At 43.0% G+C, this 12,524-nt stretch carries 11 protein-coding genes; 6 read left to right on the top strand and 5 right to left on the bottom strand.

Annotated elements, in window-relative coordinates; genetic code table 11:
* Positions 1 to 25 precede the first annotated feature (25 nt).
* Both IPM95_13055 and IPM95_13050 read right to left on the bottom strand, forming a co-directional pair.
* Positions 26 to 607, bottom strand: coding sequence for a DUF937 domain-containing protein (locus tag IPM95_13055; GenBank protein ID MBK9330198.1), 582 nt, complete (start codon positions 605 to 607; stop codon positions 26 to 28).
* 44 nt (positions 608 to 651) lie between these two features.
* On the bottom strand, positions 652 to 1,641 hold the full coding sequence (locus IPM95_13050; protein ID MBK9330197.1) for a zinc-binding dehydrogenase: 990 nt from the start codon (positions 1,639 to 1,641) through the stop codon (positions 652 to 654).
* A 126-nt stretch (positions 1,642 to 1,767) separates the two neighbouring features.
* Between IPM95_13050 and IPM95_13045 the strand changes: the two genes are divergently transcribed.
* Genes IPM95_13045 through IPM95_13030 form a run of 4 tightly spaced genes read left to right on the top strand, consistent with a single transcriptional unit; the run spans position 1,768 to position 7,958 of the window.
* Entirely contained in the window at positions 1,768 to 2,397 is a 630-nt protein-coding gene (locus IPM95_13045) for a TetR/AcrR family transcriptional regulator (protein MBK9330196.1), read from the top strand.
* Positions 2,398 to 2,400: 3 nt separating this feature from the next.
* Complete coding sequence (locus IPM95_13040; protein MBK9330195.1) at positions 2,401 to 3,729, top strand: TolC family protein; 1,329 nt, start codon at positions 2,401 to 2,403, stop codon at positions 3,727 to 3,729.
* Positions 3,730 to 3,757: 28 nt separating this feature from the next.
* On the top strand, positions 3,758 to 4,816 hold the full coding sequence (locus tag IPM95_13035; GenBank protein MBK9330194.1) for an efflux RND transporter periplasmic adaptor subunit: 1,059 nt from the start codon (positions 3,758 to 3,760) through the stop codon (positions 4,814 to 4,816).
* A gap of 4 nt (positions 4,817 to 4,820) precedes the next feature.
* Positions 4,821 to 7,958: an efflux RND transporter permease subunit gene (locus tag IPM95_13030; GenBank protein ID MBK9330193.1), complete on the top strand. Its 3,138-nt coding sequence runs from the start codon at positions 4,821 to 4,823 to the stop codon at positions 7,956 to 7,958.
* Positions 7,959 to 8,038: 80 nt separating this feature from the next.
* Here the strand turns inward: IPM95_13030 and IPM95_13025 are convergent, their stop codons facing one another.
* On the bottom strand, positions 8,039 to 8,869 hold the full coding sequence (locus tag IPM95_13025) for an FKBP-type peptidyl-prolyl cis-trans isomerase (GenBank protein ID MBK9330192.1): 831 nt from the start codon (positions 8,867 to 8,869) through the stop codon (positions 8,039 to 8,041).
* 48 nt (positions 8,870 to 8,917) lie between these two features.
* Between IPM95_13025 and IPM95_13020 the strand changes: the two genes are divergently transcribed.
* Positions 8,918 to 9,370, top strand: a complete 453-nt coding sequence (locus IPM95_13020) for a low molecular weight phosphotyrosine protein phosphatase (GenBank protein ID MBK9330191.1) — start codon at positions 8,918 to 8,920, stop codon at positions 9,368 to 9,370.
* Positions 9,363 to 10,721 carry an alpha/beta hydrolase gene (locus IPM95_13015; protein MBK9330190.1) on the top strand — a complete coding sequence of 453 codons (1,359 nt, stop codon included), beginning with the start codon at positions 9,363 to 9,365 and terminating at the stop codon, positions 10,719 to 10,721. The genes IPM95_13020 and IPM95_13015 overlap by 8 nt, the downstream gene beginning before the upstream one ends.
* 3 nt (positions 10,722 to 10,724) lie before the next feature.
* On the opposite strand, the gene IPM95_13010 is transcribed toward IPM95_13015, so the two are convergent.
* Positions 10,725 to 11,726 carry a sensor histidine kinase gene (locus IPM95_13010; GenBank protein ID MBK9330189.1) on the bottom strand — a complete coding sequence of 334 codons (1,002 nt, stop codon included), beginning with the start codon at positions 11,724 to 11,726 and terminating at the stop codon, positions 10,725 to 10,727.
* Positions 11,727 to 11,767: 41 nt separating this feature from the next.
* Positions 11,768 to 12,454, bottom strand: coding sequence for a response regulator transcription factor (locus tag IPM95_13005; protein ID MBK9330188.1), 687 nt, complete (start codon positions 12,452 to 12,454; stop codon positions 11,768 to 11,770).
* Between the last annotated feature and the right edge of the window lie 70 nt (positions 12,455 to 12,524).

Below are 12,524 nucleotides of genomic sequence, written 5' to 3'. Positions count from 1 at the left end.
TGGCATTTCAATCTATATGCTTCCTCTATTTTTTAAATAGATTTCCCAGCATACCAGCAACGTCATCTATTACGCTACCGTCTTTATCTCTGTCCAATAACTGAGAAATGATGTCCTGCTGTTTAGGTGCCTGCTGCTGCTGATTGCCAACAACATTATTTAATAATCCGGCCAGACCACCGATATCCAGGCCCTGTGATTGTGTCTGACTGCCTAATGTTTTCAGTAAAATAGGTGCCAGGATTTGTAAGATCTGTGAAGCCTGCCCGCCGTTAATGCCGGTATTTTGAGAAATAGCATTCTCAACATTTGGCTGTATGCCACCTAAAATATGTTTTAAGATAGAATTTCCTTCGCCGCCTAATGCACTTTGAGCCAAACCGGATAAATCTTCCAGACCGCCATTGCTGTGCTTAGTTGTTACTGCATTAAAGAGAGAGGATGCTCCTTCTTCTGAAGAAGCATTCTTATTCAATGCATTTAAAAGGGTGGGTATAGCCAGATTCACGGCGCTTTGCGCCTGATTCGGATCAATACCCAATTGCTGACTGATTAATTGAGTAGCTTCTTGTCCAAGAGAACCACCCAAAAGTTGTTGTAAATCCATTTTTTGTTTTTTGTTTAAAAATACTTATAAAATTCAGATACTTCTTAAATTCTGACAATTATCTTGCCAAATTGTCCGCCTTGTTTCATCCTGTCAAATGCTGCAACGGCATCCTTCAGTTCAAATGTCCTGTCTAAGACGGGCATAATTTTATGCATATTACAGAATCGCAGCATTTTTTCAAAATCTTCATCACTGCCCATGGTGCTGCCCAGCAATTGAAGGTGATTCCAGAAAATCTGACGCATATTCAAATTTGCCGGCAAACCTCTCGTTGCACCGTAAAAGACAAATTTACCGGCAGGTCTTAACGCTGCTATAAGTTCATTCATGCCATCGCCACAGGCAGAGTCTATGATAATATCAAAACCGCCAATTCCCTTTGCCAGATTCCTGATTTCATTTTCTTTGGTGTAATCAACCCCTCCGTCTGCACCTAATGCCATGCACGTGTTCAGAACGTCCGCTTTACTGGATGTGACATATACATGAGCACCCGCAGCTTTTGCAAACAGAAAGGCGAATTGTGCCACCCCGCCTCCAACGCCTGAGATTAAAACACTCATTCCAGCCTGCACGCTTCCTTTATTAAACAATGCATTGTAGGCCGTTAATCCGGCTAGCGGCAATGCAGCAGCCTGCTCCATGGTAAGATGAACAGGTTTTTCCTGCAGTCTGTCAATATCTGCCACCACATATTGGGCCAGCGTACCCTGAGCCGGCATACCCAGAATCTGATATTCTTTTGACTGGAAACGGTTATCCGTTCCCCAATGCATATTCGGGTTGATAATTACTTCCTTGCCTAACCAATGGCTATCGGTATCATTCGAAACCTTCTCTACAATGCCACATCCGTCTGAGCCCAGAATTGCAGGAAGCTGTATTTTGGCATATTGTCCCTGCCGTATCCATTCATCCCGGTGGTTTAAAGCGGCGAAATGGATGCTCACCAACGCCTGCCGGTCTTTTAAGTCCGGTTGTTCAACTTCTTCAACCTGAAAGGTGTCTTTTCGGAGTACGAGTGCTTGCATGACTGAAAGTTAGGATGCAAAAGCCGGAATTCAAAATTATGCAGAACAATTTCTTAACGTTAAATTTTTGGAAACTTTAAAACCCTTTTCAGTTTCCTGCGTTTATTGTATTTACCTTTACCCCAGATGAATACCGGCATGATAAAACAGGAGAATCCCATCTCAGCCAAAATATTCGAAAAGGCCAGGCATTTGTTTTATACCATCGGCGTGCGAAATACCACCATGGATGATTTGGCAAAAGAACTCGGAATTTCAAAGAAAACATTATACAAACAGATTGAAAACAAAGCAGACCTGGTAAAATTCTGTGTTGAGTATGATTTGAAATGTGATGAAAACGCGATTTTATCCATATCGGAACAAACGGAAAATGCAATTGAAGAATTGCTGCTCATAGCCGCACACATCAATACTGAACTTCAGATGTTTCATCCTTCCATGATGCGCGACCTGGTGAAATTTTATCCGGAAAGCTGGTCATTGGTTGAGAACCACAGGGATTTCTTTGCGAAAGCCAATATCTCCGCTAACCTGAAAAAAGGCATCCGACAAGGCCTGTACCGCAAGGACATCAATGTAGATATGATCACCATGCTGCAATTGCACATGTCCTTCCTGCCCCTGCAATTAGACGGTAAAAATTACAAACCAACGGATATGTATATGGAAATCCTCAAATATAATTTCTATGCCATTGCCACTCCAAAAGGGATTGAGGAGTTTCAACGATTAATAAAAAAGATTAAACTGTAAAAAATGAAAAGACCTGTTCTTCTGATTATTATACTCTCTTCTCTTACGTATTGTTTTTCACAAGATGTATTTACGTTACAACAATGCATCGACTATGCCCTGAAGAATCATAAAAACATTAAAGTCGCCGCTAATGATGTCGGCGTTGCACACGCCAGAAAAATGGAAGGTCAATCCGCTTACCTGCCACAGGTGTATGCTCAGGCTAAATGGGATGATAATCTAAAAATACAAACAACTATTATACCGGCCAACACCTTTGGACCGGGTACACCGGAACAAAGAGTACAGTTCGGCAATCAGTTTGTTACTTCTGTCGGGCTGGAGCTGGATCAGATGCTTTTTAACTATTCCTACATACAGGGGATAAAAGCGATTAAACCGGGATACGATATTGCCAAAATGAAGAAAATCAAGACGGAAGAGGATGTGGTATATGAAGTGATTGCCTCGTATTATCAGATTTTATTAATCAATGAAAACGAAAAGCTATTGTTGCAAAGTGAAGAGCGCATAAATAAGACGCTGCCTATCATCAAACTTCAGTACGACAAGGGAGTTGCACGAAAGATTGATGTCGATAAAGTTCAGGTCAATTACAACAACATCAAGGCACAGAAAGAAATCCTTCTAACCAACAAGGGAATCGCCCTGAACAACCTGAAATACAACATGGCGATGCCTTTGGACTCAATTATCGTCATTGACACTGCTTATCCAAAAGAGATTATAGATGCGGACAACTATACAGACACCTCTAACATTAAGAACAGCATTGAATTGCAACTGATGCGCAGAAACATCTATCTGCAGCAGATTTTGGCTAAACGGACCAAAGCTGCATATTATCCTCAATTTGCATTTTATGCCAAATACGGCGCACAAGCCTTTGGGAATACATTTGCCAAATCATTCACCAACTGGTTTGACTTTGCAGCTATAGGTTTTAAACTGGATATTCCGATGTTTGACGGTCTGCGTACTTCCAGTGCATTAAAACAAGCCAAACTGAACATTGCTTCCCTGAAGGAAAACATGATACAAACGGAGGAAGGGCTTAAACTACGTATGCTGAATTCCGGAACTCAGTTGTCCAATTCCATCGAAAACCTTACGGTAAACAAAGAAACACTGGAACTGGCTAAGAATGTGTATGATGTTACAACGCTGCAATACCAGAAAGGCGTCATTACCTATACCGATCTGCTTTCCGCTGAATATGCTTACAAAGAAGCTGAAGCCAATTACCTGACGTCATTGGTAAAATACCTGAATGCAAAACTGGATGCGGACAGATCGAATAACAAGTTAAGAAGTTATACTAAAAATTAAAACAATCTATAAAACAAAAAAATAAGAAATGAGAAATAAGATTATAGTCGGAATTATTGCTTTATTGCTTATCGGAGGTATGGTATATAAACTGGTACAGAATAAGAAGGAAATTGTAAAGAACGAAACTCCGGTTGACCGAAGCAATGTACCGATTGCCGTTACCGCTTTCGATGTCAACTACCTGCCGGTGGCTACCGACTATGCGTTGCCGGCAGTGCTGGATATCAATAAAAGTGGTATCATTACCGTTGTCCAGCCGGGTAGAATCGAATCGTTTAATGTGGAAGTGGGTACCCGTGTCACCAGAGGACAACTGGTGGGCAGACTGGATTCCAAACTAAGAGAGATTGGAATCAAGACGACTGAAGTTACCATTAAAAAACTGGAATCGGACATTGAACGGACAAAAGATTTAATCGCCGGGGATGCAGCGCCTGCAACCAGCATCAATGAGTTGAATTACAACCTGGAGTCCGCCAAAATACAGAAGGAAAACCTGCAGCAGCAGATTGCAGACAATAACATCTATGCCCCTATCAGCGGAATCGTGGTGCAAAAAAATGCCAATGCCGGTGAGTTTGCCAACCCCGGTACTCCGTTAGCAAGTATCATGGATATCTCCGTTTTAAAGGCAATCGTATATGTAAGCGAAAAGAATATCTATGAACTTTTGGTTGGACAATCTGTACAGGTGACTTCACAAGTTTTCCCGAATAAGCTAATCAAGGGTGTTATAAAATTCATCAGCCCGAAAGGGGATGAAAACCACAATTACAGGGTGGAAGTGGAGATTCCTAACAACGGTTACAAAGCGGGCACCTATGTTTCCGTCAAATTTAATTTCAAGAAACCCTCTGAAGCCTTGCAGATTCCTAAGATTGCATTGGTGGAAGGCATCAAGAATCCGTATGTATACGTTGTAAATGGAAATACCGTAACCATCCGGAAATTAGTATTAGGCGAAGAGGCCGGACAGAACATTGTCGTCCTGAGCGGATTGACACCGGGGGAGAAGGTAGTCACCAGCGGTCAAATCAACCTGAGTGAAAAAAGTAAAATATCCATTGTAAATTCTAAAAATTAAGCGAATGTCTATTACCGAATTAGCAATAAAACGTCCGTTACTGATCAGTGTGATATTTGTTACGCTGATCATATTCGGATTTATCGGCTATAGTATGCTCAGTTATAATTTGCTGCCGAAATTTGAGGCGCCCATTATCTCCATTCAGACTATATACAAGGGTGCTTCCTCAGAGGAAGTGCAGAATAACGTGACCAAAAAGATTGAAGATGCCGTTTCTACCATTGAAGGTGTGGATGTCATTTCCTCTTCTTCACAGGAAAATGTTTCCATGGTCATCGTACAGCTTAAACAAAAGGTAGATGTGACCACAGCACAGCAGGATGCGGAACGAAAAATCAATACGGTTAAGAATGATCTGCCGGACGGAGTGGACAACCCCATTATCAGTAAATTCAGTTCCAGTGAAATTCCGGTTCTTCGTTTAAGCACCTTTGGGGATATTGGCGAAACAGAGTTGTATGACCTGGTAGACCAAACCATCAAACCAATCTTATTGAATATACAAGGTGTGGGACAGGTAAAACTGATAGGCGGCAGCAAACGCGAGATAGAAGTAAAGTTAGACAACGATAAACTGCAGGCGTATAATCTTTCGACAGCACAGGTGAGCCAGATGGTTGCCGCAGGTAACATATCTTATCCTGCCGGCAATATTGAAAGTATTGACAACCGATATACGATTCGCCTGGATGCCAAACTCGCCACCGTGGACGAGTTGCGTAATATAATTATCCGGGAAAACAGAAACGGCAGTAAGATTTTGCTGAAGGATGTGGCAGCGGTGACCGATGCTACGGCCTCCGCCTCTACCATCAACCGTATCAACGGTAAAGTGGGACTAGGGATAGAAATATCTAAACAATCTGATGCCAATTCCGTAGAGGTAAGCACACGGGTGAAAGAGAAATTAGATACCATTGTCAGTCAGAATAGATCTAAAGGATTCAGATATGAAGTGGCGGTTGACCAATCCACCTATACCATGGAAGCAGCCACCGCAGTCACACATGATTTATTCATGGCTTTATGTATCGTTGCACTGGTCATGTTATTCTTCCTCCACAGTGTACGTAACTCATTGTTCGTACTGGTGGCATTGCCATCCGCCATGATTCCGACATTCATTCTCATGTATCTGTTGGGATTCTCGCTCAACCTGATGACATTGCTGGCACTCTCGCTGGTGGTCGGCATATTGGTGGATGACAGCATCGTGGTGCTGGAGAATATTTTCCGCCACCTGGAAATGGGAAAAGACAAAGTAACGGCATCGATAGAAGGCCGTAGTGAAATTGGATTTACCGCTTTAGCCATTACATTAGTGGATGTGGTGGTATTCGTTCCATTATCCATGGCAGGCGGATTAATCGGTAATATCCTGCGGGAGTTTGCATTGGTCGTTGTATTTTCCACCTTAATGAGTTTGTTCGTTTCCTTTACACTGACACCATTGTTAGTTTCGCGCTGGGGCAAATTAACGATGCTGAATAAAGATTCTCTCTGGGGTAAAATCAATCTGGGATTTGAACATTTCATCGATAAACTGATTGAGACTTATGGTAAAATACTAACATGGGTTTTAGGTCATAAAAGATATGTAATCATCGGTGTCGTATTGCTTTTTGTCGGCGCCGGCAGTTTGGGTGCATTGGGCTTCATAGGCAGCTCCTTTGCAGGCAGCGGAGACAGAGGTGAGTTTAACCTGATTGTTGAGCTGGAACCACAGGCTACTCTGGGACAAACCAACAAAGTAACCAAACAGATAGAAGACATTATTCTGTCCTATCCGGAAGTGACCAAGGTCTTTACGAACGTAGGGGCAGTAGGCACGCAAATGGGAGGAAGTATCTCTACACCCAATCAGTCGGATATGACGGTTTCGTTGGTGAACAAATTAGACCGGGAAATCTCCACGGATGAACTATGTGCCGTGATACGCACCCGACTGGACAGCATTCAGGGCATCCGCTTTTCGATGAAGCCGACCAATATCACCGGTAACAACCAGCCGCAAATCCAGATTGCGGTTACAGGCGCTGATATGGATGAGTTATGGGCGGCTGCGAAACGCGTGCACGAAATAGTGAAAACAACGCCGGGTGCCGATTATGTAGAGTACAGCACCAAATCTGTGAAAACAGAGATTGAAATCATCATCAACAGAGATAAGATTGCCAAGATGGGATTGAATGTACCTGCCGTTGGTACGGCCATCCAGCTCGCATTCAGAGGTAATGACCAGTCTAAGTTTAAAGACAAAGGAGAGGAATATGCCATCAATATCATGTATGACAAGGGAGACCGTAAGTCATTGAGAGATATTCAGAATACGACCATTCAGACACCGACAGGCGGCATTGTACGCTTAGGTGATATCGCCACGATCCGGGAAATACAGGGACAAGCGGTACTGGAACGATATAACCGTCTCAACTCCATTCAGGTATTAGCCTCTGCAACGGGCAGGCCCACCGGTTCCGTAACGGCAGACATCAAGGAGAAAATTAAAAAGGCAAATCTGCCATCCACCATTGGCATTGATTATTTAGGGGAAGAAAAGAATCAGTCGGAATCATTCGGCAGCCTGGGATATGCCATGCTCCTGGGGATATTGCTCGTATACCTGATTATGGTGGCTTTATATGAGAGTACCTTATATCCGTTTGTGGTGTTATTCTCCATTCCTGTTGCGTTGATTGGTGCCATTCTGGCATTAGCCCTTACGATGGAGAGTTTAAGTATTTTCGGAATCATCGGCTTCATCATGCTGATGGGATTGGTGGCTAAAAACGGTATTCTGCTCGTCGACTTTACCAACCACCTGAAAGAGCAGGGCCTGGCTCTTAAAGATGCGCTGGTCGAAGCGGGTAAAGAACGTCTTCGTCCTATCCTCATGACCACGGTCGCCATGATTTTCGGTATGATGCCGATTGCTTTATCCAACGGGCCTGGCTCTGAGTTTAAAAAATCGATGGCATGGGTTATCATTGGCGGATTAACGAGTTCCCTGTTGCTGACATTAGTGGTTGTGCCTGTCGTTTACTATATATTTGACAGGCTGAAAGATAAAATCAGCGGCAAGAAGAAGAAGGCTCCCGCCGTGGTGACTGCCGGTCCGGATTTCGGTGTAGAGAAATAAAATAGATTTACAGTCGGAACATAAACAGTATCAGAGCCGCGATTGATTCGCGGCTCTCTTTTATCTGACTCGAAGAAAATTCATTCCATAATCTCCATTTCAAATATCAAAACAGCATTAGGCGGAATCTTACCTACCGACTTGTCGCCATAACCGAGAGCACTGGGAATAAACAACGTGACACGATCGCCTTTTTGAAAATTTCGGATGCCTTTATCCAGCCCTTCTATCACCTGTTTCTTTCCTGTCACGAAGGTAAACGTCTGATTCCTGAAGTAGGAATTATCAAACTCCTGCCCATTCAGCAATTTGCCTATATAGTGTATGGTTACACTGTCATTCTCCCGAATCTGTTTACCGGATCCCGCCTCCTGCTTTATATACCAGTTGCCATATGCATCTTTTATCATTCCGTTCAGATGATGCTGTGTCCAATAGTCCGCAATCGCTATGGAGTCTTTGGCATACTGATTTTTTGTTTGTTCGTCTTTTTCCTTCAGATAGGTTTCTCTCGGTTTAAAATTCAGTAGATTCAGCCAAAACGTATATTTTCTCCTTGAGCTGCCATTACTGTCAATCAGACTGGCCGGAATGGTTACCTGGGCCGAATCGCCTATGCCCATGAACGCAAACACTTCCGTCACGTCCGTTTTTTTCACCGACTGTTTGAAGTCCATTTCCACGCCTTCTTCCGCATCAAAGATGCGGGTATTGAAAACTTCCTTTTTAGAAGGCGCTATTTTTCGCAATTGCATCCAGATATGATCGCCATACAAGGGTTTGGGTTTGGTTGTATCTTTGGTATAAATGACATAGCTGATTCCGGAAGCGGTCGTCTTCCAAGCCGTTTTACCGCAAGCGAGTGCGCCGTTTGTAAGAACATAAAAAAATATTAAAATCTGGAGTCTCATTTGGTGTTGTAAGATAAAACAATCATTTTTGAAAAGAAATAGGAAAGCATGAAAGTATTGATGGTCTGTTTGGGTAATATCTGCCGTTCTCCCCTGGCGGAGGGCATTCTGAAACACAAATGTACCCAACGAAACCTCGACTGGTATATCGACAGTGCCGGTACCGGCAAATGGCATTTAGGCGCTGCGCCGGATAAGCGCTCTGTCCAGATAGCGGCGAAGCACGGTGTAGACATTTCGGGACAACGGGCTCGCAGCATCCACAGTGCAGACTATGAGGAGTTTGATCTGATTTTTACCATGGATACCTCCAACTACAGGGATGTCATGAGATGGGCGCTGGATAAGGATGAAGAAAACAAGGTAAAACTGATCATGGATGAAGTGTATCCCAACGAAATGATGAGTGTACCGGATCCGTATTTCGATGACAACGGATTCCAGACAGTGTTTGATATGCTGGATAAAGCCTGTGAAAAAATCATAGAAAGATATGGGTAGACCAGCATCCATATTCCTCCGGTGGTGGCTGAACAGCATCCTCCTCATCAGCCTACAAACCTATGCGCAATCTGCCGCAGTTAAAGTTGTTCAACCTGCAGGCTTCAGTGATTTTGTAAAGTCTACTTTTGTCTATGCCAATAATAAAGACTATAACGGTTATGATATGGCATTAGATGCCGATGTTTACAAACCCAACTTATTTTCTGTCAAACTGCCTTTGGTGATTATTTACCACGGAGGGGGTTATGCTTCAGGCAATAAGGAAGTGGGTATAGTAAAATCATTTGCCGACTATTTTACCAGAGCGAACATCACGGCGGTGGTTCCCAATTTTAGACAAGGCTGGCCCGAATATGAAATGAAGCCCTTTTGCGAGAGTGTCTCCGGAGAGCGTTTTGAAGACGCCGCATATCGTGCCTATCAGGATAACAGGGCGCTGATACGTTACTGCAAAGCCAATGCAGTCAATCTGGGTATTGATACCAACAAGATTTTTTTATTTGGTATCAGTTCGGGCGGATTTCTGGTGAATCACCATGTATACCTGGATGACAAAACAACATCACCGGACAGAGTTGCCAGATTAGGAAAGCTGGATTACCAAGGAAATGCCTATACCAATTCAACCGATATAGCAGGTATCATCAGCGTGGTAGGTGGTATTTATCGCAATGACCTGCCAATCATCAAAGAAATCCCGATGTTATTATTCAATAACACCTGTGACGGTGCCGTGAATTTCTTCAACGGATGGATAGGCAATTGCAGTAACGCGGTTCGTTCCTATGGTCCGGGTATTTTCACCAGAATGTTAGAACAGTATGACAATCCTTACAGCCTGCATGTTTTCTGCGGCTATAACCACGGCTTTCTTTCTGAAAGCTCTCCCGTTAATGCCGATCCAGTCGCTTCCAGATATATTGCTGATAAATCCGTTGGTTTTATCAAAGGAATTGCAGATGTACCACCATCCTTCTCGACCTATATTTCCAGTGATTCCATTTCCTTGGTTCCATTGGATAAATGCACAAATTTCGAAACATTCTACTGGTGCAAACAGGACAGCCTGAGCGTAGAAAATCCTTTCTTTTCTTTCTCGCCAAATCCGCTATCCTGTGCGATACCCCCTAAACTGTCGCTGCGTTATCCATCCAATGGAACGTTCCAGATAATTATTACGGACGAATTGGGCAGAAACAGTATTCAACAGAAAGTTGAGTATCATACTTCACAAAATATCATCTACCTGAACAACTCCGATTTTACAGCAGGCATCAATATAATGACGGTAAAAGACAGTGTCGGAAAAGTGGTGTATAAAACAAAAGTGGTGCGGTATTGCGAATAGCCGTTATTCAGGAATATATTTCTGGAGGGTAAAACTAAAAGTGGTTCCCTTGCCCAGCTCACTTCTGACATTGATGGTTTGTTCGTGCGCCTCTATGATATTCTTCACGATAGACAGGCCCAGTCCCGTTCCGCCAATTTTCCGGTTACGGCTTTTATCAGCCCGGTAAAACCGCTCAAAGAGTCGGGGCAAATGCTCTGCTCCAATGCCGGGCCCATCGTCGGTAATATCTATTAAAAACTGGTCGTCCAGGTCATGGAAATAAATATCCGTATGCCCTTCCTCCTTGCCGTATTTGATGGAATTGGAAATCAGGTTCTCCAGTACCTGTATGACTCTTTTTTTATCCGCGAAAACAAAGTACATGTTTTCGTCGCCGTGTATTGTCATCGTTACCTGCTGCTGCTGTGCGATATGCTGGTACTGAAAAAGAACCTTTTTGATTTGCTTTACAATATCAAACGCTTCCTTTTCCAGTTGTATCCGGCCCGTTTCGAATTTGGATATCTCCAGCAGGTCATTGACAATATTTTCCAGCCGTTCAATATTGCTGTTGGCTTTCTCGAGATATTGTTTGATAAATTCCTTATCCTCCATATCGCTTTCCAGCACCGTTTCTATATAGCCCTGTGCATTGAAGATAGGAGTCTTTAATTCATGCGAAACATTCCCGACAAACTCCTTGCGGTACTGTTCCATCTTGCGCAGTTCGCGAATCTGCTTGTTTTTATTGATGGCCCACTCCGCCACATCCCGCTCCACCGTCTTCATCATATTGCTGCTGCCTTCTTTTATCTCATGCTGAAATTTGAGCGGCTTACCGATGGTTTTATAAATTATCTTGATCTTATTATAGATGAACCTCACCAGAATGAATCTGAACAGGAAAAAAGTGATGACAAATACGATGAGCGTATAAACCAGAAAATGCAGAGGTGGCAGATAGAAATGGAAGAGGAGTCCTATTAACAGAAATATGGCAGTAGAGAAAATTGCTACTGCCATACTGCCATATAACGATATTATATTTGGAGAAGGGGTTCTTCTCATTGTTCTTCAAATTTGTATCCGATACCTTTTACTGTTTTGATTAATTCTTCTCCTAATTTTTCTCTCAGTTTACGGATATGCACGTCGATGGTTCTGTCACCGACGATAATGTCCCTGCCCCATATTTCATTGAGGATTTCATCGCGCTTGAATACTTTCCCCGGCTTGGATGCCAGTAAATAGATCAATTCAAACTCTTTACGCGGAACGGCCATTTCCTTGCCTTTAAAGATAATAAGGTATCGTTCTCTGTCAATCTGAATATCGCCCACTTCCAGGAAAGTAGATTTGGATTCTTTCGCTTCGTATCGACGTAATAAAGCACGCAAACGGCTGACCAGCACTCTCGGTTTGATCGGTTTGCTGATATAGTCATCTGCTCCGGTCTCAAAGCCGGCTATTTGAGAATAGTCTTCCGTTCTTGCCGTCAGGAAGGCAATGATGGTATGTTCAAACTGCGGCATTTCCCGCATTGTTCTGCACGTTTCAATGCCATCCATTTCCGGCATCATAACATCCAACAGTACGATGTCAGGTTGGTTTTTTTTTGCTTTTTCGAGGGCTTGTTTACCATTTTCCGCCGTTTCAACTAAAAATCCCTCTTTTTCCAAATTATAACTCAGAAATTCCAGGATATCCGGCTCGTCGTCTACTACCAGGATTTTAAATACTTTTTCAGCCATATTATATTACATTTAATGTGTTAACGCAAAATTAACATAAAATTTTCAGACTACCAATATTATTCGGCAA

The organism is Sphingobacteriales bacterium, assembly GCA_016719635.1.
GTDB lineage: Bacteria > Bacteroidota > Bacteroidia > Chitinophagales > JADIYW01 > JADJSS01.
This window is presented reverse-complemented; position numbering and strand designations above follow the sequence as displayed.